Origin of the sequence: Desulfurella amilsii, assembly GCF_002119425.1 — a bacterium.
GTDB classification, from domain to species: domain Bacteria; phylum Campylobacterota_A; class Desulfurellia; order Desulfurellales; family Desulfurellaceae; genus Desulfurella; species Desulfurella amilsii.
Genome location: NZ_MDSU01000018.1, coordinates 1166085 through 1191594, shown reverse-complemented (window position 1 = coordinate 1191594; position 25510 = coordinate 1166085). Strand labels below are relative to the sequence as shown.

22 protein-coding genes, 1 tRNA gene and 1 pseudogene are annotated in these 25510 nt (G+C 36.0%); 6 read left to right on the top strand and 18 right to left on the bottom strand.

The genetic code is table 11. From position 1 onward, the window contains the following. Nucleotides 1–7 precede the first annotated feature (7 nt). The 3 genes from DESAMIL20_RS09715 (at nt 8) to DESAMIL20_RS09705 (ending at nt 3417) form a co-directional block, all read left to right on the top strand. The gene (locus tag DESAMIL20_RS09715) at nt 8–1012 is read left to right on the top strand and encodes a restriction endonuclease PLD domain-containing protein (protein ID WP_086034653.1); all 1005 of its coding nucleotides are present in this window, start codon (nt 8–10) and stop codon (nt 1010–1012) included. 63 nt (nt 1013–1075) lie between these two features. Then, nucleotides 1076–2956, top strand: a complete 1881-nt coding sequence (locus DESAMIL20_RS09710; RefSeq protein WP_086034652.1) for a Z1 domain-containing protein — start codon at nt 1076–1078, stop codon at nt 2954–2956. 14 nt (nt 2957–2970) lie between these two features. Further along, a complete protein-coding gene (locus DESAMIL20_RS09705) occupies nt 2971–3417 on the top strand; it encodes a very short patch repair endonuclease (protein WP_204218596.1) in 447 nt (148 codons plus the stop codon). 457 nt (nt 3418–3874) lie between these two features. Here DESAMIL20_RS09705 and DESAMIL20_RS09700 read toward each other — a convergent pair whose 3' ends face one another. The 4 genes from DESAMIL20_RS09700 to DESAMIL20_RS09685 all read right to left on the bottom strand — a co-directional run bounded on the left by DESAMIL20_RS09700 (nt 3875) and on the right by DESAMIL20_RS09685 (nt 10002). Beyond that, on the bottom strand, nt 3875–5569 hold the full coding sequence (locus DESAMIL20_RS09700; protein ID WP_204218595.1) for a glycosyltransferase family 2 protein: 1695 nt from the start codon (nt 5567–5569) through the stop codon (nt 3875–3877). A gap of 71 nt (nt 5570–5640) precedes the next feature. Then, on the bottom strand, nt 5641–7704 hold the full coding sequence (locus tag DESAMIL20_RS09695; protein WP_086034649.1) for an acyltransferase family protein: 2064 nt from the start codon (nt 7702–7704) through the stop codon (nt 5641–5643). Beyond that, on the bottom strand, nt 7695–8726 hold the full coding sequence (gene gmd, locus DESAMIL20_RS09690) for a GDP-mannose 4,6-dehydratase (RefSeq protein WP_086034648.1): 1032 nt from the start codon (nt 8724–8726) through the stop codon (nt 7695–7697). The genes DESAMIL20_RS09695 and gmd overlap by 10 nt, the downstream gene beginning before the upstream one ends. A 19-nt stretch (nt 8727–8745) precedes the next feature. Continuing rightward, entirely contained in the window at nt 8746–10002 is a 1257-nt protein-coding gene (locus tag DESAMIL20_RS09685; protein ID WP_086034647.1) for a glycosyltransferase family 4 protein, read from the bottom strand. Nucleotides 10003–10263: 261 nt separating this feature from the next. Here DESAMIL20_RS09685 and DESAMIL20_RS09680 point away from each other — a divergent pair, with 261 nt between their 5' ends. From DESAMIL20_RS09680 to DESAMIL20_RS09670, 3 genes are all read left to right on the top strand, one after another. Beyond that, nucleotides 10264–11061: an ABC transporter permease gene (locus DESAMIL20_RS09680; RefSeq protein ID WP_086034646.1), complete on the top strand. Its 798-nt coding sequence runs from the start codon at nt 10264–10266 to the stop codon at nt 11059–11061. Next, a complete protein-coding gene (locus DESAMIL20_RS09675) occupies nt 11058–11804 on the top strand; it encodes an ABC transporter ATP-binding protein (RefSeq protein ID WP_086034645.1) in 747 nt (248 codons plus the stop codon). The genes DESAMIL20_RS09680 and DESAMIL20_RS09675 overlap by 4 nt, the downstream gene beginning before the upstream one ends. 99 nt (nt 11805–11903) lie before the next feature. Next, a complete protein-coding gene (locus DESAMIL20_RS09670; protein WP_143340273.1) occupies nt 11904–13250 on the top strand; it encodes an O-antigen ligase family protein in 1347 nt (448 codons plus the stop codon). A gap of 63 nt (nt 13251–13313) precedes the next feature. Here DESAMIL20_RS09670 and DESAMIL20_RS09665 read toward each other — a convergent pair whose 3' ends face one another. The 14 genes and pseudogenes from DESAMIL20_RS09665 to dapB form a co-directional block, all read right to left on the bottom strand. Further along, entirely contained in the window at nt 13314–14546 is a 1233-nt protein-coding gene (locus tag DESAMIL20_RS09665; RefSeq protein WP_086034643.1) for an O-antigen ligase family protein, read from the bottom strand. Further along, nucleotides 14546–15967, bottom strand: a complete 1422-nt coding sequence (gene wbaP / locus DESAMIL20_RS09660) for an undecaprenyl-phosphate galactose phosphotransferase WbaP (protein ID WP_086034642.1) — start codon at nt 15965–15967, stop codon at nt 14546–14548. The genes DESAMIL20_RS09665 and wbaP overlap by 1 nt, the downstream gene beginning before the upstream one ends. Next, complete coding sequence (locus tag DESAMIL20_RS09655; protein WP_086034641.1) at nt 15964–17070, bottom strand: glycosyltransferase family 4 protein; 1107 nt, start codon at nt 17068–17070, stop codon at nt 15964–15966. The genes wbaP and DESAMIL20_RS09655 overlap by 4 nt, the downstream gene beginning before the upstream one ends. 302 nt (nt 17071–17372) lie before the next feature. After that, a tRNA-Gln gene (locus DESAMIL20_RS09650) sits at nt 17373–17447 on the bottom strand. A 34-nt stretch (nt 17448–17481) separates the two neighbouring features. Continuing rightward, a complete protein-coding gene (gene spoVG / locus DESAMIL20_RS09645) occupies nt 17482–17751 on the bottom strand; it encodes a septation regulator SpoVG (RefSeq protein WP_086034640.1) in 270 nt (89 codons plus the stop codon). After that, nucleotides 17732–18589: a 4-(cytidine 5'-diphospho)-2-C-methyl-D-erythritol kinase gene (gene ispE, locus DESAMIL20_RS09640; RefSeq protein WP_086034639.1), complete on the bottom strand. Its 858-nt coding sequence runs from the start codon at nt 18587–18589 to the stop codon at nt 17732–17734. Before ispE ends, spoVG begins: the two co-directional genes overlap by 20 nt. Beyond that, nucleotides 18586–19836, bottom strand: a complete 1251-nt coding sequence (locus DESAMIL20_RS09635) for an amidohydrolase (protein ID WP_086034638.1) — start codon at nt 19834–19836, stop codon at nt 18586–18588. The genes ispE and DESAMIL20_RS09635 overlap by 4 nt, the downstream gene beginning before the upstream one ends. Beyond that, entirely contained in the window at nt 19811–20596 is a 786-nt protein-coding gene (locus tag DESAMIL20_RS09630; protein ID WP_086034637.1) for a purine-nucleoside phosphorylase, read from the bottom strand. The genes DESAMIL20_RS09635 and DESAMIL20_RS09630 overlap by 26 nt, the downstream gene beginning before the upstream one ends. Beyond that, a complete protein-coding gene (locus tag DESAMIL20_RS09625) occupies nt 20586–20969 on the bottom strand; it encodes a YbgC/FadM family acyl-CoA thioesterase (RefSeq protein WP_086034636.1) in 384 nt (127 codons plus the stop codon). Before DESAMIL20_RS09625 ends, DESAMIL20_RS09630 begins: the two co-directional genes overlap by 11 nt. Continuing rightward, nucleotides 20962–22107 carry a hypothetical protein gene (locus DESAMIL20_RS09620; protein ID WP_086034635.1) on the bottom strand — a complete coding sequence of 382 codons (1146 nt, stop codon included), beginning with the start codon at nt 22105–22107 and terminating at the stop codon, nt 20962–20964. The genes DESAMIL20_RS09625 and DESAMIL20_RS09620 overlap by 8 nt, the downstream gene beginning before the upstream one ends. Before the next feature lie 2 nt (nt 22108–22109). Further along, a pseudogene (locus DESAMIL20_RS09615) lies at nt 22110–22689 on the bottom strand (class II fructose-bisphosphate aldolase). A 101-nt stretch (nt 22690–22790) separates the two neighbouring features. Next, complete coding sequence (locus DESAMIL20_RS09610; RefSeq protein WP_086034634.1) at nt 22791–23324, bottom strand: hypothetical protein; 534 nt, start codon at nt 23322–23324, stop codon at nt 22791–22793. An 8-nt stretch (nt 23325–23332) separates the two neighbouring features. Further along, nucleotides 23333–24697 carry an amidophosphoribosyltransferase gene (gene purF, locus DESAMIL20_RS09605; RefSeq protein WP_086034633.1) on the bottom strand — a complete coding sequence of 455 codons (1365 nt, stop codon included), beginning with the start codon at nt 24695–24697 and terminating at the stop codon, nt 23333–23335. Continuing rightward, complete coding sequence (gene dapB / locus DESAMIL20_RS09600) at nt 24694–25497, bottom strand: 4-hydroxy-tetrahydrodipicolinate reductase (RefSeq protein ID WP_086034632.1); 804 nt, start codon at nt 25495–25497, stop codon at nt 24694–24696. The genes purF and dapB overlap by 4 nt, the downstream gene beginning before the upstream one ends. Between the last annotated feature and the right edge of the window lie 13 nt (nt 25498–25510).

The window sequence follows — 25510 nt, the reverse complement described above, 5'->3', positions numbered from 1 at the left end:
ATATACAATGGAATTTCTTTTTTCCAATTACAAGCCTCTTGACACGCCGTATCGTACATTTGCTGACACATTTTATTCGCTTATTCCAAAAGCAATACGGATGGATATTGCCGTCGGTTACATAACTGCAGATTCATTGGCGGAACTTAAACAGACCGTAGCTTATAACTCAAACATTGAAACGCTTAATTTGCTTATTGGGATGCACCGTTGGGAGAAATTTACTAAGCTTGAATACAACGCGGCGAGTGATTTGAATGATTATTTGCGGGGAGAAGGACGAGGGGAAGTACGCTTAGTTACGCCGTTTAAATTTCACGGAAAACTGTATTGTTACTCAGACTCAAGCGGTGCATTTGCAGGTATAATAGGCTCTAATAACCTGAGCAGTATTGTTGAGAGCGGGAGCCGGACTTACGAGGCTTCTTCGCTCTTTCGCGAACCGGAGTATGCAAAGAAAATGCGCAGCTTCATTGAAGAACTCTCCGTGAAAGCTGCAGACAATCTTGCAGATTGTGAAATAAGTGATTTCAGACAAAATAATCTGCTGTTAGAAAATCATGAGCATGTTGAGAAGACCCCTCATGATCAATTAGCTGACTGTGTCAGTGCGTTGACGGATACTCGATTTATAATCCCGCTTGTTAAAGACGGAAAAGTTCCTGGAAAAAGCAATCTTAATGTTTTTTTTGGCAAAGGACGATTGGCGACAAGAACTGGAGTGATTCAGCCTCGGCATTGGTACGAAGTGGAGTTGATTGTTCCAAGCACCGTTACATCCTTGGCAGGATATCCGCAGAAAGAAACACCTGGAGCAGTATTTGACGTTATAACCGATGACGGATGGAAATTCTCCTGCAAAGTCAGCGGGGATTACAGTAAGAATTTCCGTTCGGAAGATGATTTGAAAATACTCGGCAAATGGATAAAAGGCCGGTTGGAAAATGCAGGAGTGCTTGAAGTTGGACAACCTGTTACCCCCCGAAACATTTCGGCAATATGGAAGGGATAACTTTTCTCTCACAAAAGTAGGTTCGGGAAATTTATGGTATCTTGATTTTGGGGTGAATCATTAATGAGTTACGTAAACAATTATCTCAAACATTTGATGGAAAGCGGAAATCCTGCGCTTGCTGAAGCAGTAAGGGATACTGTTGATAAAATTACTCCGGCTTATATTACGACATTCTCATACAAAGATCACGTTGTGAGTTTGCTCGAGGGGAATGTTCAAAGCGGAAAGACCAGTCATCTCTTCGGACTAATTTGCTCTGCCGCAGACGAGGGATTCAAACTATTTGTCCTTTTAACTACGGATAATAATCTTTTGCAACAGCAGACTCTTTATCGTGTGAGAAAGGATTTGCCTGATTTCTGCGTTTGCGGAGAATCTGATGAATACTCTTTCTTTACAAACAATATGAAGCGTCCTGCTATCATTGTTCTTAAGAAGAACAGTCAGGTTTTAAAAAGCTGGAAGAATAACTTTTCTTCCTCTCATTTCTGCGAAGGCAATCCATTGTTCATCGTGGACGATGAGGCAGATGCTGCAAGTTTGAATACGGTGATTAATAAAAACAAACAAAGCTCGGTTAACAGAAATTTAGAGGAAATTAAAAAGACTGCCTCAAGCAGCATTTATATACAGGTTACAGGAACCCCTCAAGCTTTGCTTCTGCAGTCATATCAAAGCGGATGGCGCCCGTATTTTACTCACTATTTTTCGCCAGGTAAAGACTATATTGGAGGAAATGAGTTGTTTCCATATGATTGCCCGCCTTATGTCATTCTCACTGATAATGAGGAGGCAACAGAATTGCTTAAGGACGATGAATTTGCCGAAAACGGACTCAAAAAGGCCGTCCTTTATCATCTCGTTTCATCTGCTGAGATTTTCCTGAACGGGGGAACGGTTTCAAACTTTTTAATACATCCGAGCGTCAAAACCGACCAGCATCAAAAGTTCGCTGAAAAAGTAGGAGATTATTTGAATGAAATTCATCTATCGATTGATGAACCTCTTATTAATGATGCTTTTACTGCAGTATACAATGACCTTGCTGCAACAAAGCCGAGTATCAGCCCATTTGATGTGATAATGGAAAATATAAATTTGATGCTTGAGACTGACGGAGTGAATATACTTGTCATTAACTCCCGAAATTCTTTTGAGGATAATGTAAAGTATGAGTCTGGGGTGAATATTATTGTCGGAGGCAACAGCCTTGGGCGCGGTGTTACAATCCCGAAGCTTCAAACTACATATTATTGCCGTGTTGCTAAAAGCCCGCAGGCCGACACAATGTGGCAGCATAGTCGCATGTTCGGATATGACCGCGATTTAGGATTAATGAGGGTGTTCATTCCGCCGGTTCTTTATAAACTGTTTGCGGAAATTAATGCTGCAAACAACAGTATAATTTCTCAAATTGAAAAAGGGCACCCGGAAGAAGTAAATATACACTATCCTAAAAAACTCCGCCCAACCAGAAAAAATGTACTTGATGATGGGGTTGTTAAAACATTTACAGGCGGAGTTAACTACTTCCCGTTTTACCCTGAAAACGAGGATATCAGCAAATTGGATAGTATTATTGAGCGCTTCGGAGAAGATACATATTCCGTTAACCTCCGGCTGTTTGAGGAAATTCTTGAAAACATCATCTCAGGATCTGATGACTGGGAGCCAGAGGATTTTAAAGGATTCATACAAACTATCAGGACTGAAAATCCCTCCGCTCAAGGCAGATTAATTGTTCGGAGAAACAGGGATATAGGTAAAGGTACAGGAACATTGCTGTCGCCGACCGACCGAGCTTTGGGTGATTCAATTACAGACGAGGCCGTACTTACAATGTATAAAATCACCGGAAACAAAGATAAAGGATGGAATGGCAGGCAGATTTGGATTCCAAACATCAAATTGCCCGGAAAAGAAGTATATTACTGTATCTGACAGGAGGGGTGTTCTTGGCAGATAATCATTCTCCTGAAGAGCGCAGTTATAACATGTCGCGGATTCGAAGCGGAAACACCAAACCTGAAGAAATCGTACGAAAGTATCTTTTTTCAAGGGGACTTCGATACAGAAAAAATGACAAACGATATCCAGGCAAGCCAGATGCTGTTTTCCCTAAATATCACACTGCTGTCTTTGTTAATGGTTGTTTCTGGCATTCTCACAGCGGATGCCCAGGGTTTGTAATGCCTAAATCTAATCTCGAATACTGGAAGCCAAAATTAGAACGTAACCGTCAGCGGGACGCTGAAAATATTGATATTTTACAAAAGAACGGCTGGCGAGTAATTGTGGTTTGGGAATGTGAGTTAAAAAAACCATTACGCGATGAAAGACTTGCTAAGCTTTACGATGAGATAACTGCCATTATTAATGACTTTGACGTAAATAAATATTAAAAACAAGCAGACAAGTCTCTCCGAAAATATTTCTCGGCTGGGCGCTTGTCTGTTTTGCAAATAGCTGTTTATGAAATGCAGCATTATATCATAGCTGCGGAAAAGGCGGTGCATGACATGGAGCCAGTAATAGCCACTGCAATATAAATTACATATTTCTCAGGTGCCTTAATGAGAGCTGACGAATTTGGAGCTTGCAAGACCTGCATCTTTTATTGGCTCCTTTATCCTGCTGCGCATCTCTTTCACGCTTTCAATTAGTTTTTTTCTTTTACAATATCGCGCATAACTCTGTGAGTGCCCCTAAATTGTAAATATATGCCTTAGAACAATCAATCAAAATTCTTTTAACAACCACAATTTACCCATTCATTTATTCATTTGTTTCTCTTTTAGCCTCACCTACATCAGAAGTTACTCAACATTATCAAATTTCACACTTATTTGCAATCTTTTTTTATATAATCTTTGGAGAAAAATCAAACTTATACAATGTCAAATTTGGTTTATAATAAGGATCCCCTGAGACTAAAATTTCTTTCCAATTTTTAATAAACATCTCTTTTTCTTTATTAAACCTTTGCTTTTTTTCAAAAGTATCGTCTATACCTCTGGTTTTAGACTCAAAATGATAAGCTTTAGCAAACGGCGTAAAAACGATTAAATAACCTTTTTGCCTAATTTTTAAACAAAAATCTATATCGTTAAAAGCTATTTGGTATAGCTCATCAAATCCGCCAACCTGCATAAATACCGATTTTTTTGTCATCAAGCAAGCACCTGTTACTGCAGAAACATTTTGAACAATCTTTAATCTCATAAAATATCCATTAGCATCGCCGGGAAAGTATTTATGTGAGTGATCTGCTACCCCACCTAACCCAATTATCACACCCGCATGCTGGATGGTGTTATTTGGGTAAAAAAGTTTAGCGCCCACTGCACCTACATCATCTCTTTGAACAAACATAAGCATTTCTTCCAACCAATTATTATTTATCGGTTCAATATCATTATTTAAAAAAAGCAAAATATCGCCCGTTGTAGATAAAACAGCAAAATTGTTAATGGCGGAGTAATTAAACGGTTTGCCCCATTCTATGACTTTTATAAAACTGTATATGTTTTTTAGGTAATCATAATACTCAAATGTTATTTTGTCCGTAGAATTGTTTTCTGCAATAATAATTTCATAATTTTTGTAAGTAGATTTTAATATTGAATTTATGCACTTTTCTAAGTCCTCTTTGTGATCTTTATTGGGGATTATTATGGATATTTTTGGCAAACCTAAAATATCGTAATTGATCTTATAAAACCCAGGCACATCTAAATCTTCCACAGTGCCTTTTAGACCAATTCTTTCCAAATGTTCGCTTAAAGCTTTTTTTGCATCAATGTTTTTGGGTACAGACGGGTCTATATGTCGTAAATGGTATAAAACTTTAGGGATATGGATAATCTTTTTTGCTTTTTGTGTGCATCTTAAAATTAAATCATAATCCCAAGATCCTTCAAAATCTTCCCTCAAAGTGCCGATCTTATCCAGCAGTTGTTTTTTAATAACGCTTAAGTGAGAAATATAATTACAGCTTCTGAGCAAATCCGGACTAAAATCGGGTTTAAAGTGAGGGCTAAACCTTTTTTTAGCGTTTTTTGAGATTTTATCTTCATCAGAATATATAAACTCAGTATCAGGGTTTTCACTTATTGCCTTTACAATCTCAAACAGAGCAAAAGGGGCTAATGTATCAAATGGGCCTAAAAAAGCTACATACTCTCCTGCTGCAAACCTTATCGCTTGCCTTAAATTAGCCGCTGTGCCTTTATTTTCATTTAAAAATTTTACTACAATTCTTTTGTCTTTTTTTGAGAATTTTTTAAGCATACGCAATGTAGATTTTTTGGTTGAACCATCGGCTATGCATAACTGCCAATTTGAGTATGTTTGATTTGAAACTGAGTTTAGCATGTCGCGTAATATTTTTGTGGGTGTATTCAAAGTTGTCACTATGATAGAAATTTTAGGGTTGTATGCAAATTTGTGAGTTCTTTGTTCGATCAGTGCTTTATTATTTGGCTCAAAGTTTCTTATCCATAATGCATAAGGCTGTGGCTGTATTAACCCCAATCTTTCTAAAATTTTGATCACAAAAGCCCTTAACCCATAACTTTTAAGATATTTAACGGCTTTTTTAAAATCGCTTTTTATTTTCAAAACCATTACTGCATTTTTAAATATTCTTTAAATTTTGGATCATGATTCACCACATAATACGCACCATGATTAGTCAGATGATTGGTATCCAAATAAAGAGGGTAACCGTCTTTATCTAAAATTACACACGGCTTATTGCTTATGCACATATATTTAGCCGGGTTTATTAATGTAAATTTATAATGTTTTTCTGCTTCTTTAAATGCTTTAATAACAGGCTTTTGTCTTTGTAGATAATCAGCGTATGTCGGGGCTGTAATTTTTCTTGTTAGAATATTGCGCAAAATATAGAGCTTTGATAATGTTTCCGGCACATTCCAACCTATTTCTGGCACATCAGAGACAATATAAACCTGTATATGCATATCATTGAAAACCTTTAGCGTTCTTACTAAACCCCTTTCAATCACTTTTTCATTATGTAATATATCATTGTGAGTTCTGGAGTCTTTGTCCCACAAAGCTAAAGACCCTTCTTGGTTATCAATAAACTCTCCATTTTTGTAAATATAGCCATATCCATTCACGTAAATGCCCCATCGAGCTACTAAAAATATTTTTTTAATGTGAGGATGCTCTTTGATTAGATCCAAATATCTTGATTTTACCTGCGATAATGTATCATCGTCACCCCAATTAACGCCAAATAACGGTGGGTTGCCGCTTGCTGCCAAAAGCTTGCCTTTAATATGAAACTTTTTTGCCAACTCATCAAACCCTGGAGACATTGCATCCGCATGGGAGTCTCCCATTACTACAAAAGTATAATGAGGTGCGCTTTTATCACCAAGCGTTGGGTACTTATCCCAGGCTACCTCACTTGGTTTTAAATCCATATATTTAGAATCTTCAAGATTTTTGTCTATAGGAGCATTTATAATTTTTTGAAGTTCTTCAGGATATCTTGCAGGCAAACCATCGTGATACTCTAAATAATAACCAAATGAAGCAATAGCAATCATAATGGCAAAAATAGGAATAAAAAGTTTTTTTGGGTTAGCTTTAAAGTCTTTCAACCTAATAGGCGTTTCTATTAACTTATAAGAAAGGTAAGACAAAACAAATGTCAACAATAATGCGGCTATCAATATGATATCATCGGTGCCTTGAGGCAGTACCGGGGCAAAGTATCTATAAGCAGACAAAATCGGCCAATGCCATAAATAAAGCGAGTATGACAAAAGGCCTACAAACACAAAACCTTTTGTGGAAAGTAATTTTTTTAAGCAGTTATCAGAAAATGTGTTAGCATAAATAATTAGTAAAGCACCAATAGCTGGCAAAAGTGCAGCGTATCCCGGAAATGGTGTGGTTTTTTTATACAAAAAAACTGCTATTAAAATACATATCAAACCAACCCATGCTAAAACTTTACCCAAAATATTACTATTTAGCTTTGGGAAAGCTCCAAGTGCCGCAAGTCCGCCAAAGGCAAATTCCCAGATCCTTGTAAAAAATAGATAAAAATCAGCTTCTGGGTCAACTTTTACAAGATAAATATTTAAAATAAAAGAAGCTACCAATGCAATGCTAACCCATAATATATAGCGCTTTTTTAGCCATTTTGTGATAATTACCAAAAAAGCGGGGTAAAATAAATAGTACTGCTCTTCAACACCCAAAGACCATGTATGTATAAGAGGCAAAGAATCTACACCTGGAGCAAAGTATCCACCTTTTAACCTCATAAAATAAACGTTTGACAGATAAAAAACGGTAAACATTGAAGAAAAGCCCAAAGTTTTGTAATTATCCGGCAAAAGATAAAAATAGCCAAAGACAAAGGTAGCTATAATAAGAACAAATAATGCGGGGAATAGTCTTTTTACCCTCCTAATATAAAAATTTATAAAGGTGAATTTATCTTTATTGAGTTCGTTGACGGTGATAGATGTAATTAAGTACCCAGAAATTATAAAAAAGATATCAACGCCGATGTATCCACCTGAAAATATAGCCAAATTAGCATGATACAAAATGACAGCCAGTACGGCTATCGCCCTTAAACCATCTACATCAGGTCTATATTTGATAGTGCTTGATACATTGGGATTTTTATCTAACTGCATAATTGAGAACTTTTTATACGTTTTAAGTCCGCTTCCATCATAATCTGCACCAATTCCTCAAGTGTCGTTTTTGCCTGCCAATTTAACTTTTCTTTGGCTTTTTTTGGGTTGCCTATTAGCACGTCTACCTCTGAGGGCCTATAAAAATCTTTTGAAACTTCTACCAATACTTTGCCTGTTTTTTTATCTATACCTTTTGAGTTTATACCCTCACCCAACCACTCTATATTAAAACCTGCTGCTTCAAAAGCTTTTTCTACAAACTCTCTTATGGTATGGGTGTGGCCTGTTGCAAGCACGTAATCATCTGGCTTGTTCTGCTGCAGCATTAAGTACATACCATATACATACTCTGGAGCATAACCCCAGTCGCGCTTTGAGTCTAAGTTACCCAATATTAACTTGTCTTGCAAGCCGTATTTTATTCTTGCAACGGCATATGTGGTTTTCCTTGTAACAAACTCTAACCCCCTTAGCTCTGATTCATGGTTAAACAGTATACCGCAGGCTGTAAACATACTGTAGGCTTCTCTATAGTTTACGCTTATGTAGTGGGCATAGACTTTTGATACTGCATAAGGGCTCCTTGGATAAAACGGCGTGGTTTCTGATTGGGGCATTTCTCTTACTTTGCCAAACATTTCTGAGGTTGATGCTTGGTAGAATTTTGCATCGGGCTTTATGTCTCTTAGCGCCTCCAATACCCTAAGCACGCCTATCGCATCTATATCCGCTGTTAATATGGGCTGTTCAAATGATACACCCACAAAGCTCTGCGCTGCCAGGTTATACACTTCATCTGGCATAACTTTTGATATTACATGGCGAATATTGGTTAATTCTAATAAATCCATGTAGACAATTTCTACCTCTTGCTCTATGCCAAGCTCTTTTAGCCGCCAATTACCAGAGTCGCCGCTGCGTCTATCTGCACCGTAGACCTTATAGCCTTTTTGTAGGAGCAGTTTGGCTAAATATGCACCATCTTGGCCCCTAATACCAGTAATGAGCGCTTTTTTCATTAAGTACCTCCATATTTATCTATTTATCTTTTAATTCATTGTATAAAATTAGCGTTTTATTTATTAATTGATTTGCCGAATCATCCCATGTCGTCGGGGTTGCAGTGTGGTTTTTGACCATTTCGGGTTTTATTTTATATATTGCATCAATCAAGCTATCGATGCTTGAAAGGCTAAAATATGTAGGGTATGTGTCGCCTATTTCTCTAAAAACGTCAATGTCGCTTGCAATCACAGGCACATTATAAAATATCGCTTCTACCAATGGTAAGCCAAAACCTTCTATACTAGAAGCTGCAATGACGCAAGTGGTATTCTTGTATAAATATGAAAGATCCTCGTCATTTAAAAAGTTAAACATAAAAAGATTTTTATTGTAGTGTTTTGACGATTTGATTCTTTTGAGCGTATTTTCGCACAGCCAACCTATCCTGCCTACTATGATAAGTTTTTTTGATAAATCTTTTTCCCATATCTTTTCAAAAGCACTTAATACAAAATCGTGATTTTTCCTTGGCTCAAGCGTGCCAACCATTAAAAATACTTTCGAGTCTTTTACAATTGAGTCAAGCAGTTCATTGTAGTTATTTGTTTGATTTAGCGGTTTCATATCGCTACCTAAGCCGAAAACGGCAATTGGCTTTTTTGATATATTAGGAAATTCTTTTTCATTTAAGCTTTTTATTTGATTTACATTTGCCTTAGATGTGGTAATTATAGCATCGTAAATATCGGTTTGACTAAAATACTTTTTGAATTTTTTTGGTGTTTGATCTCTGTAGTATTGCGGAAACATCAAAGGTATAATATCGTAAACCAAAAGAAAAAACATAACCTCATATTTTTGTTTGTAAGATTTGATTGCATCGATAACGCCCAATTCCCAAAACACATCAATAGCCAATATGATATCATCTTTTTGCGCTGTTATCGGTGCAGATCCAACCGAAGGCTTTGCAAAAATCAAAAAAAACTTTCCGTATAAGTTCTTTGCAAAAAAATACAACTTTGATGGAAGCAGCTTGGACAGTAAAACTTTAACTTTTAAAACTGTTTGGTTTGGCTTTTTGTTTAATAAATCTTCCTTTGAAATAGCTATGAATTGACCTTCTTTTAAAATCACAGGGACGCATTTTACACCATAAGCTTGCTCTAAATTATCTATGCGGGCTATTATGTTTCTTACAACCCTTTGTATACCGGTATTTAAACCTGTATAATAAGTAGCAGTACAATCTATAAAGATGCTTTTTGGCCTTTTTAACACATCACCCATAAAAACTCAAACCGCTAAAACTAAGCGTATATTAACAAAAAGTGCGGCCTTTGTAAAGCTTCAATAACTATTTAGGAAAAAGGGGACAGGCTACTTTTTAAGGTTATGCCAGATAAAGGCGAAGGCCGAAAAAGGATTAGAAGGTAGAATAAAGTAGCCTGTCCCCTTTTTAATCCCAAAGTGATAAATTATTAAAAAACCATTTACAATAAATCAAATCTATATATAATGGTTTTCTAGTATGGTTAAAGCGGTGTTTGCGTGACTCAAAAATTATCATCAATTAAAGAAAGCTTCAAAATACCTATCCAGTATAGGCATTTAATATGGATCTTGGCATTAAAAGAGCTTAAGATTCGATACAGGGGTTCTGCGCTTGGCTTTTTTTGGTCTATTTTAAATCCTTTGCTCTTGCTTTTAATATATGTATTTGTGTTTACCGTCATATTTAAGGCATCTGCTAAAGCCTACCCTGTGTATTTGTTTGTGGGACTTTTACCGTGGAACTGGTTTGCTGGCTCAATAAATGAAGCCACTATGTCTATAGTAAGCTCTGGGGCGTTTGTTAATAAATCCACGCTGCCCTCTGAGATACTTATAATAGTAAAAGTGGTGTCTAATTTTATAAACTATGCCTTATCTTTGCCTGTGTTGCTTTTATTTATAATTATTTTTGGCGTTTCTATAGGGTTACCTTTGATTGTGTTTCCTGTAATTGTCATTATACAGTTTTTTATTACTTGTGGTATAGGTTTTTTTGTAGCTGCATGGGAGGTATATTACAGGGATATGCAGCATATTGTGATGAATTTACTGCAATTTTTATTTTTTGGTATGCCTATTATGTATTTTGAGCAGCAATTACCGCTAAAGGCCCAAAAATTAATTTTTTTAAACCCGCTTGCGTATTTAATGAAATCCTACCAGAGTATTTTTTACTATAACTGGTTCCCAAAACCTTTTTATCTGGCTTTGCTTGCGCTTGTAGCTATTGTTGTGTATATTTTGGGATTTTTGTACTTTAGAGCTCACAAAGAGGAGTTTCCAGAATTAGTATGAGTATATATGCTGTAGATGTGATACACCTTACAAAGCGGTTCAAGGTAGTAGAGTATAACCCTACTTCTATAAAGACTAAATTTGTAAGTTTTATAAAAAGCGGTTTTAAAAGAAAAAAAAGGCCAACAATCACCGTTTTAGATGATATATCGTTTTCAATAAAAAAATCCACAACATTCGGTATAATGGGCAGAAATGGTGCTGGCAAAAGCACGCTTTTAAAGCTAATATGCGGTATTATCACGCCAACTAGCGGCACAATTATAAGGGATGGCAAAATTGTACCGCTTTTGGAGCTTGGGGCAGGCTTTCACCCAGAGCTCACCGCAAAAGAAAATATACTCATAAACGGACTTATGCTTGGGCTATCTAAAAAAGAGATAGAGCCAAAGTACGATGAAATCTTGGACTTTGCAGAGCTATCCCATGTGGCAGATGAACCTTTGCGTACATTTTCATCTGGTATGTATATAAGATTAGCCTTTTCTGTAGCTATAAATATAAATCCAGATATAGTTATATTAGATGAGATAATGGGCGTAGGCGACCAATCCTTTCAGAAAAAAAGCTCAAAAAAAATTTTAGAGTTTCAACAAAAAGGCAAAACGCTAATTATAGTAAGCCATGAGCCCACTTTAGTTGAAAAAATTTGCGACCAGGCTATGCTAATAGAAAAAGGCAAGATTGTAGAATTAGGAAACCCCTCAAACGTAACCAAAGCCTACATTGCTATGTCAAGCTAAATAAACAGCGCAAAGAAAATCTCCTTAAGGCTGCAATTTTTGCGCATTTTTTGCTTAAATGTCTAATATTTGACATAAAGTGTTCCATGATATAATATTTTGGAGAAAAAGTTAGTAGAAGTTTTTATGCAAAGAAATTTTTTTATTAAATATTCGTTTTTTAAAAACCTTGAGTTTCCATCACTTGACTATTTTAGCAGAAAATTTATTTTGGTTAGCGCAATTTTATTAACAATAGGACTTACAACCTCTATAGCTATTACAAACATTGCCCTAACGATAGGGTTTGTAGGTTTATTAACAGCAGTTGTATCTAAAACTTTTAAATTTAAAAGAAACGATGTGCCTATTGGCCTTTTATTTATACAAAACCTTTTGTCTGTCTTTGGTATAGATATTAAAAATAGCTTTACCAATTTAAATCCCATTCGTTTATTCTTGCCTTATTTTGTGTTAAGCAGGTTAAGCGAAAAACACAAAGCCATTGTCAACCTCTTAGGTCTGGTAACAATTTTTACATCAATATGCATTATTATAAATGCATTTTTTGGACATAAAATAACAGATCTTTTGTCTGCCAAACATATATATTTTCATTTTCCCCCATTGCAGGCAAATAGTTTGTGGTCAACAAATGCTCTAGCCACTGGATCTATTATGATGATGCTTACTTTGGTATTTATAACTTTAAGTTTTTATTATAAAAGCATTATTTACTATATAAGCTCTCTACTTGGTTTTTTGTCATTGTTTTTGATTCAGGAAAGATCGGCAATATTAGGCTTTGTAATTGGGGTCATCTTGATACCATTTTTTGTAAAAAAAATCAAAAGAAAGCATTTGGTATTTTATTATAGCGCAGTTGTTCTGGTCTTTCTGGTTTTTTTGCAAGTTGGCTTTATAAAACAAAGAATTAATCAAGCAATACAATACAATAAAAGCACCAGTATATTCTTAAGATTTGCTCAGTGGGATGCTGCTATCAAAGCTATGCCTAAACAAGATTTAAAAACCATACTTTTTGGCTTTGGCCTGAATAATGCCGATAAAGCGATACTGCGGTACAAAATCTCAAGCTTTAAAAGCATATGCGATAAATACTCGCTGCATTGCAGCTCATACACTAAACTAAACGGCATTGGTCATATGGATAATCTTTATTTTCAGATACTTATAGACTACGGGATAATTGGCGAATTACTGCTTTTTGCGTCATTTTTTATAATACTAAAAAATAACTTAACTGCAAGACCGATCTCTAAATTTTCCACTGCTTTTAATAAATCAACCACAATAGCATTTATATCTTTTCTTGTTTCTTCTTTCTTTTTTAGCGCATTTTTGTATATTGATTTTGTATATTTTCTGATGTATTTACTCGGCCTTAATGAATCTATCAAAATCTGGGATTCTTCTGATATAATAAACAAACTTAAATATATGTAGGGGAAAAAGGGGAAGGCCGAGAAAGGATTAGAAGGTAGAATAAAGTAGCCTGTCCACTTTTTCTCAATTTTCTAGCGCAAAGCTATTTATGCCCAGCATAAACGATAAAAATATGCTCACCTGTGCGCTTCCAAGCAGATTATCAAAACCACTTGCTACATAAAACGCAATAAGGCCTAAACTCATACCGATCAAAATACTCTTCTTTTCATCTTCAGCATATTTTATGGCTTTTATGTTGTTTATTAAAAGCATGAAAAAAGCGGTTAAAACAAACAAAAGTCCTACAAGGCCTGCGCTCATTAAAATGTTTATGTAATAATTGTCAATAACTGTGGCAATATTGGCATTTGGGTTTATATGGTACTTATTTGCCAACTGCTTGTAAAACACAACGGTATCATCATGAACAATTTTACTGGCGTAGTGGGGCCCATAGCCGGTGAGTTTTCTTGTTATGCTTGAGTGGTTAAATATATCAAACGAAGCTTTGATCATTGCAAAACGAATTACGATATCTGGATCTTTTGTAAAATGCAGCGTATATCGCAGTCGATTTTCTACAAAACTTGTTTGGCTAAGTCCAACCGCTAATATTACACCAATAAGGTAAATTAACCATATTTTTTTGCTTCTAACAAAAAATGGTACAAATAAAACACCAACAAGCAGACCCAACCAGTCCTGTCGCTCTTGCGTCAAAACTACAGCAATCAAAGCAAAAATGGATGTTATTATGTAAAGTTTCTTTTTGGCAAAAAAACCCAGTGCCCCAAAGAAAAATGTCGAGATTAGCATAATTGCGCCAATGTAGGATGGAAAGCCAGAAAACCCTTCTGGTGCGCACGCTTTGCTGGGGTATGAAAGATGCAAGTGCGATAAACTTGTGCTGAAAATATTTGCGGGTTTTAGACAAAAAAATGCGTTAAAATATACACCAAAGGCACTAACAATAACAAAAACAGCAAGCACTTTAATAATTGTCTGGTAATTGTCTTTTATGCGCGAGACAATCCAGTATGGAGCAAAATGCCAAATATAGTGAAAGTTCATTAAGCTGTTCAGTGGGTTAAGCGAAAATATACTCGACCAAAAATAAGTAGCAGAAAACAAAGCGGGTGGCATATCACTTCGTTTAAATCTAAACTGCCTGCTAGCGATCATCATTATTAAACCAATAAGCCCGACACTAATAGCTAAGCTATCTGCAGCAATGGATGTAGCAACAAAAACAGCAAACATCAAGGCGCTAATGTATAGCAATTGATAAGATAGTTTTTTTGAATCGATACTCATCAGTATGCTCCTTTTTGTTTTAATACCGCATAAATTGTTTTTAAAAGAATTATTATATCAAACCACAAAGACCAATTTGTTACATAAAAGCAATCAAGGTCCACGCGTGTTTGGAAGTCAAGCTCGTTTCTGCCAGATACCTGCCATAGTCCCGTGATGCCTGGTTTTGTTAGCACAATAGTCCCAATTGAATCGTTGATTCTATCTAGCTCTGACTCCAAATAAGGCCTTGGACCTACAAGGCTCATTTGACCAAACAACACATTTATAATTTGAGGCAGCTCATCTAGAGAAGTTTTGCGCAAAAAACGCCCAAACCTGGTCACTCTAGGGTCAAAATCTTTGAGTTTCTTGTAGCGCTCCCATTCTAACCGTGCTTTTTCATTTTGAGACAGATAATCTTTTAAAAGTTTATCATTATCCTCATACATAGTGCGAAATTTCAAAAAATTAAACAGTTTACCATTTTGGCCAAGTCTTTTGCTAACATAAAAAATGCTTCCTTTTGAATCAAGTTTTATGATAACAGCAATAATAAACATTACAATTACCAAAAAAGGCAATAAAACTATACTTACAAATAAATCAAATATCCTTTTTAGCATTCTATTTGTCAGAGATTTTAGATTGTTTTTTACGCTTAAAATAAAAATCTTTTCTACAAAAAGGTAGTTTACTTCGCTATTAAAAAGAAAAATTAAATGTTTTTTAGGAATAAATATAACGCGGTTTACAAAAAAGCCCAATTCTTGCGAAATTTTGGATGATTCTTCTTCGTTTAGTGCGTTTTCATCTATTATAATCGTATTAATATTAAGTGCTGTGGTTATTTTTTTTGCGTGCGAGAGAGGAATTGTTTTAAACCCTTCAATATGTTCTTTTGTTTGACCAGCAAAACCTACAATATCTAAACCCAGATACTTGTTGTTATTAAAACTTTGAGCAAACTTAATGCTCGTTGGGCTTATACCTATTATGAGAGTTCTTTCTTTCCATAAGCCAAGAAAAAATAGTATATTTTTTAGGGCAATCCTAAATATTGGAAAAACGATCAAACTATAAAAAAGCAAAAAGAACAAAAATAACCTTGAAATAAAATCTGTCAGTTTTCCAATACTAACAATAGATAAGCACACAATAAAGGAAATAAATACAGCTTTTATAAGTATTTTTAGTTCATACCAGAAATGTATTTTTTTTGTATATAAACCCTCTATCGAAAAAAAGAAAAAATAAACCAAAGGTAGCCAAAAGAGCTTTGACAAATAACCATAAACGATAAATTTTGGCAAGAGAATAATATGGCCAATGTATTTTCTTGTAAAGAAAGCTAAAGCAAAAGATACGCAAAAAGCAGCAAAATCTCCTATGATTAAGAGCAGTATAGAAAGTGGTTTTTTTACTACATCAGTGTTTTTCATTGGCTTATTAAAACCTTTTCTTCTACAAAAGCTCTAAATTGTTCTTTAAAGCGCTGCTTGCTAAATTGCAAAGCATGGTTTCTTATTGTTTTTGGGTCAAAGATGTCTTTTTTGTCTTCAAAAAGATCTACCGCTTCAACGATACTCTTTATGTTTTGTTTTTCAAAAAAAATGCCGGTAACATTTTCCACTACCGTTTCAAGCGATCCTCCGGCTTTATATGCAATAACGGGTGTTCCACAACTCATAGCCTCTACTGGTACAATACCAAAGTCTTCCTTTGCAGCAAAAACAAATGCTTTAGCTTTTTGCATGTAAAGCTTTAGTTTATCAAATGAAGCAAAACCGATTATTTCTATATTTTTTGCAGCTTTTTTCTTTATAAGTTGCATTTGTGGTCCATCTCCGCATACGATAAGTTTTTTATTGGGCATATTTGAGAATGCTTCCACAATTAAATCAATTTTTTTGTACGGCACAAGGCGAGATGCAGTTAAGTAGAAATCTTCTTTTTGTTCACACAAATCAAACTTATCTACATCAACTGGCGGGTATATCACGCTAGCACTTTTACCGTAAAATTTTTTTATTCTATTTGCTACATTAATTGAATTTGCTACAAAGTAGTCTACCCTTTGTGCGCTTGCATAATCCCACATTCTAATATAGTGTAACACGATTTTTGCAATAAGTGCTTTAAAACCTTTTTCGAGTTTAGCATCTTTTAAATACTCAAAGTACATATCCCATGCGTATCTAATGGGGCTGTGGCAGTAGCAAATGTGCGTTTGGTTTGGCCGGATTAGAACCCCTTTTGCTACAGCATAGCTTGAAGAGATAATAAGATCATAGTCTGACAAATCAAACTGCTCAACAGCAAATGGAAAAAACGGCAGATAGCTTCTATATTTAGTTTTAGCAAATGGCAGGTTTTGTACCAGTGATGTGTGTATGGTCGCATCTTCAAACACAGAACCCTTAAGTACCTTACTATTTTTGAGTAATGTATAAATAGGTGATGGATAAAGCTCGTAAATACTTTCCAATACTTTTTCTGCACCACCCAAAATAGGTAACCAATCGTGAACTAAAGCTGTTTTCATGATGTGTTTATCTTAATACAAAACCTTGCATTTTGCAATTGTTTGGGCTTTAATTTTCTAAATTTTTTACCGCATTATAAAGGCGCTAGCAAACACAAGTAGATATACTCTAACAAGGCTTTGTATAAGTTTTTTTATGATAGTACTTAAAGGAAACCAAAGAAACAGCAAAAATAAACTACACTAAAAACCAAGAGAGTACACTTTTTTAACAAACTTACAGTTTATATCTCTAATAAAGTATAAAAATTATTAAAAAAAACCGTACCCTGCTACTCAAAGAACTTTACTTTCACACTAATTGGCTGGGGTGGGAGGATTTGAACCTCCGCATCGGGGATCCAAAGTCCCCTGCCTTACCGCTTGGCTACACCCCAAAGTATTTAACGACTAATCAAGCAAAGCTATGTTTCAAGATTTTGGCTCTTCTATGGATTTATTGTACTCTTCTAAAACTTTTGCTTCTAATTGCTGCCTCATGGCATTGTTTAGCGGATGTGCTATATCTTTAAATGTGCCATCTTTCATTTTTCTGCTAGGCATAGCTACAAAGAAACCTTTTTTTCCGTTAATGATTTTTAGGTCTCTAACCAAAAAACAATCATCAAATGTAACAGTTGCAAATGCTTTGAGTTTCTCGTCGCCGCTTATAGGGCTGATTTTAACTTCTGTAATGTCCATACAAATCCCTTCCCTCGTTATTTAAAATTGTTGTTGTTTTAAAAAAATAGCCATCATCAAGCATCGAGATAATCTGCTGCCTCTCACAATTTTCTGCAAAAGCAAAAACGCTTGAGCCACTTCCACAAAGCAGGGCATTTTGAGCAATCTCATAAATTTTACGCTTCAAATACTCTATCGCAGGGTAAAGTTTAAATACGCTGCTTTCTAAGTCGTTGTGCATAATAGCTAGGGGTCCGCCTTTTTTCAATCTATCCACGAGAGTCATTTTATTGATATTATTACGTTTTGTCAATATTAAATTGCTGTAGGCTAATTTTGTACTAACGCCCATCTCTGGCTTCACAATAATTATCGGCTGCGGTTTGAGCAAAAAATCAAGAGGGTAAACCTGCTCTCCCTTAGAACACACAAGATTTGCGTTTTCATACAAAAAAAAAGGACAATCACTGCCAAGCTGCAGCGAAATATCAAGTAATTTATCAAAACTCAAAACATAATCGTACATTTTGTTTAGAGCCAAAAGTGTATATGCTGCATTTGAGCTGCCACCGCCAAGACCCGCTTCAAGCGGTATGTGTTTTTGTATATCAATTTTTACCGCATCTTTTATGCGCGATTCTTCAAAAAATTTTTTGGCAGACCTGAAGGCTAAATTTGAATTGTTGTTTAACTCAGGCTTGTTTGTTAGTACCGATAAAATCCCTGAAGGCTTAATTTCAATCAAATCAAAAAAATCAACCTTTGTAATGATCGAAATTATATCGTGATAGCCATCTGGTCTTTTGTTTAATACATAAAGGACTAAATTGATTTTAGCGTAAGATTTGACAATCACAGGCTTCCGATCTTTTTTGCGATTTTTTTTACATTAAATTTGACTTCTTGCACATCAACATCTACAAATTCTTTGTTTTTGTAGATAATTTTACCATCAATTATGACTGTATCAACACTTTTTGAGTTTGCAGCATAGGCTAAAAAAGAGGCGGGGTTGTATAAAGGGATTGCCTCTATTGCGTCTAAATCAATTAAAACCACATCGGCAAGCTTTCCTTCGCTTAAAGCCACATCAAAGAAACCGCCAAAATTCTGCGCAATTCTAACTGCAAGTTTTGCGTTCATATAAGAAGGGTTAAATAGTTTTTGAAGTAGCGCGGCACTTCTTAGCTCTTCTATCATATCAAGGTTATTGTTGCTTGCGCAGCCATCTGTGCCCAAACAAACATCAACGCCCTTTTGAATCATTTTGCACACACTGCTTATACCGCTTGAAAGCTTCATGTTACTTTGAGGATTATGAATAACATGTGCGTTTCTTTTTTGTATAAGCTCAATTTCGTCATCTGTTAAGTGCACACAGTGAGCTAAGTAGGTATTGCTATTTAAAAGGCCAAACTCTTCCAGCACAAATGTGGGGGGTTGGCCAAATTTTGATAAAACTGTATTTACTTCGGTCAAATTTTCTGCCAAATGTATCTGCACAAAATCATTTTTGTCTATAGTATTGGAAAGCAGTTCTAAATCGTTTTTCTCCACTGTGTATAGGGAGTGGGGCGCAAAACTAACCTTTGCTTTTGGGTGGTCTTTGTATTTTTCTTTTAAGTCAAATGTTTTTTTGAGGCCTTCTTTAAAATCAGCGCAAAAAGGCGTTTGAAAAGATAGCAAGCCCTCTCCGATAACGACTCTTAGACCCACATCCAAAGCGCTTTTTGCTACTTGATCTTCAAAAAAGTACATATCCATAAAACCAGTGGTGCCACAAGAAACCATCTCTAAGCAGGCAAGTTTTGAACACCAATAAACCATTGTTTCGTCCACATAGGCTGCTTCAAGTTTGAAAATTTTATTCAGCCAATCTTGCAGAGCAAGATCATCCTGGTACCCCCTAAAGATAGTCATAGCCGCATGCGTATGTGCATTAAAAAATCCGCTAATTGCGAGCATGTTGCTTGCATCGATAATAGTAGCCTGTGGGGACAACTCTTGTGCCACATCACTTTGTACTTTTAATATTTTGTTACCTTCGATAAGTATAGATGTTCTAAAACCGTCTAAGTTAAGTGCGTTTTTGATTAAAATCATTGGTTACTAAAAAATCATCAAGCAGTATAGATAGTTTTTTTGAAGCTAAACCGCCTTGTGCTATTACTTCTTCAATGGGGATTTTTCCCATACAGTCGGGCTTATTTACATTTGTAATAATAGAAACGCCAAGTACATTGACACCAAAAAACCTCGCTGTTATTGTTTCGTTTATAAGACTCATAGCCACACAATCTGCGCCGATTAGCCTTAGAAACCTTGTTTCTGCGGGTGTTTCAAGCGAAGGACCACTTACGCCCACATAAACACCTTCTTTTAAATCGATAGATAGCTTAAGTGCGCTTTCTTTTAGTTTTTCTATATAAAAGGCGCTGTAAGCATCAACCATGTCTACAAATTTATTATCTGAATCAATACCGATTAAAGGATTTGTATTTGTAAGGTTTATGTGGTCTTTTATTACCATTAAATCACCTTTTTTAAAAAATGGGTTAAGACCGCCTGTAGAATTTGTCAAAATAACAAGCTTAGGATGAGTTTCGCACAGCACTTGCGGCAGGGCTCTTAGCTCTTTAGGGTTTAAGCCTTCATAGTAGTGAAAGCGCCCATTGGCTATGATAATGCGAGAATTTTGGCCTTCAAATACCTCAAAATAGCCTTTGTGCGAGGCAGTTGTGGGCTTTGGCAAGTCAAACTCGCTGTAATCCAACTGTTTAGTTTTTACAAATGACTTTAAGTCAATTTTTATACCTGTGCCTGTTATAATACAAACATCAGATTTTCCAAGTTTACTGTGCATATAAAGCCCTGATGCTGTGCGGTAGTTTTGCTGGTTTTGAGTCTTTTATGCATGCAGATAAAATTTCAACCTCGCTTTTTGTTTCATCGCCAACAAGTAAGCGAAACTTTAGCGTTAAGCTAGCGTTTTTCATCTGTGTAATTTCAACATCTACATCCACATAGTCACCTAAGTATATGGGCTTTCGGTAATAGGCATTAACGCTTGAAACCATAAGCAATATGCCTTCATTGTGCAGTTTAAACAAATCTATGCCGTTTTTTAGAAAAAATTCCTGTTTTGCCCGCTCACACAGTTTAAGGTAATTAGCGTAGTATACCACACCACCTGCATCTGTATCATCGTAATAAATACGTGTAGAGTAACTAATCATTTTGCAGCCTTTCCTTTGTGTATTTTTTACCTAACTCAACGCCTGGCTGATCAAATGGGTTAATCTTCCAGAATTCACCAACCTTGGCCGTTGTAATCATCAAAGAGCAAAAAAATGCGCCCAACGTAGCCTCATTTATATTTTCCAAAAAAATTTCTGCCGTGGGGACTTGCACTTCATCAAGGGCTTTCCTTGTGGATTGTTTTTCAATCTCCATAATTTTAGCAATTGATTTGCCTTTTAGGTAGTTAAAAGGCTCAAAACTTTCTGCAATCGTAAAATCTACATTAGAAATTGTATCTAAAAAGACAATTAGCTTATCCTTTATGCCTTCCTGGTAAAGCTGAAGCTGAGAGTGCTGATCTGTCGTGCCAAGAGTCTTAATAGGTGTTTGCCCAACACCGTTTTTGCCTAAACTTTCAGCCCATAATTGTCTAAACCAATCAGCTACTTCGTACAATCTGTCCTTATAGGCAAACATTACAAACACCTTGCATCTATCGTATGTAGATACAACAAGGTTTGCCAAATCAATAGGAAAACCCCAACCACCGCGTGTATCTCTCACCACCTGCTTTGCTGCTTCAATGTAGGATTCTATATCGTAGCCAAAAAAAGCCAAAGGCAAAAGCGCAACGCTTGTAAAAGCACTGTACCTCCCACCTACATCTGTTGGTATATCAAAGATTTCGTAATCGTTTTTGACACTAAAAGCTCGCAAAAAAGTATCCCTATCATCTGTGCTAATTACAATATTTGGGTTTTTAATATGCTGTTTTATTACAAATAGCTGAGAAAGCGTTTCTATTGTTGTGCCAGATTTTGAAACAACATGAAAAACAGTCTGCTTGGGATCTAGTTTTAACACAGTATCTAGCCTTTGAGGATCAATATTATCCAGGCAAAAGTAATTTTTTTCTTGAGCGCCTTTTTGCAAAAAAGATAGGGCAGCACTTGCAGCCAATGCTGAACCACCTATGCCTACTTGAACAAAATTTTTAGCCTTTATTGCTTTTGCGTAATTAACAATTTTATTGATATTTACTTTGCATAAATTTTGGGAAAAAGCATAATTTACACTTTTATCGCTGATTAACCTCTCATAATTCACACTTGTGTCAAACTTTATAGTATCCATAACTACCTCCTAAAGGCACTGCCAAGCACGTCTTTGTTTTTTCGCTCATACATTTTAATAAGCTCATCTCTAGCAGGCCCTAAATACTTTCTTGGGTCAAACTCAGATGGATTTTTTGCAAAAATTTCTCTGATTTTTGCTGTCATAACAAGCCTTCCATCTGTATCGATATTGATCTTGCACACAGCGGATTTGGCTGCTTTCCTTAGTTGATCCTCGCTAACACCACTTGCGTCTTCTAATGTTCCTCCATAGGCATTAATCCTATCAACATACTCTTTCAATACGCTTGGGGCTCCATGCAGCACAATAGGAAAACCAGGTAGGCGCTTTTCAACTTCCTCTAATATGTCAAACCTCAATGACGGTGGCTGTTGACCTTTCTCAACTTTAAATTTATAGGCACCATGGCTTGTGCCAATTGCTATAGCCAATGAATCAACACCTGTTTTTTTGAACAAAATCTTCAACATCATCTGGGTTTGTGTAGATATGCTTGTTTGAAGAAATCTCTTCTTCTATGCCGGCCAAAACACCAAGCTCACCTTCTACGCTAACATCAAACCCGCGCGCATAATCCACAACCTGCTTTGTAAGGGCAATATTTTCTTCGTATGGAAGATGAGATCCATTTGTGTTTACAAAGCCAAGTGCGCTATAGTGGATCTTTTTCACCTTCAGCTTTACTTTTTTATCAAGTTTGGCTCGCTATCCACTTTAATCTTATACATCGTCAACCTCAATAAATCATCCTTGTTAACAAATTCTACAACTTTTGGTAATTGATAATGTGAAATATTTTCACACTCTATAACATGTATATTTTTGTTTTCATTTTGGCTGCATATGGAAAAAAAATTTTGTGTAAAATAAATTAAACTGTTTTCATAAAGGAAAATATTGTCCTTTTTCGGTATGTTGAGTTTTTCTAAATCGGCATTTGTAAATTTGGTACCACTCATATAGTCTTTTACATACAAATCATTCCCATTTATGTGTATCCCATATAATGCAAAGCCTAAAGGGCTTGAAATATCAATAGCGGAGTTTGTGGGCGATATCCTAAAGAAGCCGTCTATATTACGCACCTTCGTTTGAGATTTAAAAATACCTGTAGCTGTTGTTGAAACCTGTGGCGCATACTCATTTGATTTAGGCAGGCTCGCGCATGAGTCTAAAAAAAATACAAACCCAAACAGTAAGAATAAAATTTTCATAATACTTCCTAAACTTTCAAACTTATAGGGTAATTACCGCTAAAACAAGCAAAACAGTATCCGCTTTCGCCCACAATTTCTTTTAAATCTTCAAGCGAAAGGTATGCTATTGAATCGGCTGTTGCATATTTTGTAATTTCTTCAATTGTGTGGCTTGATGCAATAAGCTCTGATTTGGTTGGCGTATCAATACCGTAAAAACATGGATGCGTAACGGGCGGGCTTGCTATACGCAAGTGCACTTCTTTTGCACCTGCATTCCTTATCATTTTTACAATGCGTCTGCTTGTTGTGCCTCTTACAATAGAATCATCTACTACTACTACCCTTTTATTATTCAGCACATCACTTGAGGGGTTTAATTTTAGTTTTACGCCAAAATGTCTGATAGAATCTGTTGGTTCTATAAATGTTCTGCCTACATAGTGATTTCTAATAATGCCCATCTCAAAAGGCAAACCAGAGGCTTGAGCGTAACCTATGGCAGCAGGCATACCTGAATCTGGCACAGCTATTACTACATCTGCATCCACGCTAGATTTTAAAGCTAATTTTTGACCAATTTTTTTTCTTATTTCATACACATGGTTATCCCACAGGTAAGAATCTGGCCTTGCAAAGTATATATGCTCAAAAACGCACCTGTATGAGTTTTCGCTTTTAAAAGGCTTAAACGAGTTTACGCCGTATTTGTCTACTTTTACAATCTCTCCACTTTCAAGCTCCCTTATAAACTTTGCGCCAATTAAGTCAAATGCGCAAGTTTCGCTTGCAAAACAGCACGAATCCCCAAGCTCACCCATTGCAAGAGGCCTAAAACCCCAAGGGTCTTTAATGGCATACAACGTATCATTAAACAGCATAACAAGCGAAAAAGCGCCTTTTAGTTGACTCAAAGCCCCTACAAGCCTTTCATCAAAAGAACCTTTTTGCCTTGCTATTAAATGAATAATAACTTCTGTGTCGCTGTTTGAGCTAAATATAGCGCCATCGCTTATGAGTTTTTGTTTTATGTTGTATGCATTAACGATATTACCATTGTGAGCAATTGCAATATCACCCAAATCAAAGCTTGCAGTTAAAGGCTGTAGGTTCACCAGTGAAGAATCACCGCTTGTTGAATACCTATTGTGTCCTATGCCTATATCGCCTTTTAAATTTTCAATGTCAGTCTTATCAAATGCTTCTAATACAAGACCACGTGAGCGTTTTTTATAAAAAACATCCTTATCTCTTGTAACTATCCCACAGCCTTCCTGTCCCCTATGCTGAAGCGCGTGTAAACCTAAATATACGTAGTTTGACGCCTCTTTTATGTTGTATATTCCAAAGAGGGCACAATGCTCGTGTAGTTTATCAAATAGGTCTTTCATTTAGATTTTATGCCAAGCACATCGTTCATATCATAAAATCCAGGCAGTTTGTCAACCACCCACAGTGCGGCTTTTAGAGCACCTTTTGCAAATACATCACGCGAAGAGGCTTTGTGTGTAATTTCTATACGTTCTGCATCCCCTGCAAAAATCACAGTGTGCTCACCTACTACATCTCCGCCCCTAAGTGCCATTATACCTATTTCGTTTTTTGCCCGCAAAGCTTCGCCAAAGCGAGAAAATTTTGCGTTTTGCTCAAAATTAATACCTAAGCCTTCCGCAGCTTTTTGGCCTAATTTTAAAGCGGTACCGCTTGGGGCGTCCTTTTTGGCTCTATGGTGCATTTCTATAATTTCTACATCAAAATCGCTGCCTAGGTAGCGAGCGGTTTCTTTTACAATTTCAAACAGGATATTTACACCCAAACTCATATTTGGTGTCATCACAATAGGACACATAACCGATAACTTTTTAATCTGTTCAACAAAATCATTGTCACAGCCGGTTGTGCCTACCACGATGGATTTTTTATTTTCGCAGGCGCATCTTACATTTTCAAGCGTTGATTTACAGTTTGTAAAATCTATAACACAATCACCTTCATTTATGCAATCTGATAATTTTTCACTAACTTTTATATTTATTGGGGCCCCCCCAAGCACAACGCCTACGTCTTTGCCTATACAATCTGGCAAGCCTTCCGTTGCCCCAACAAGTTTAAATTTACCACTTTGAAGGACAAGTGTTGCAATACGCCTACCCATTTTACCACATATACCGCAAACTATTAAATTAACCATTATTATTATTTTC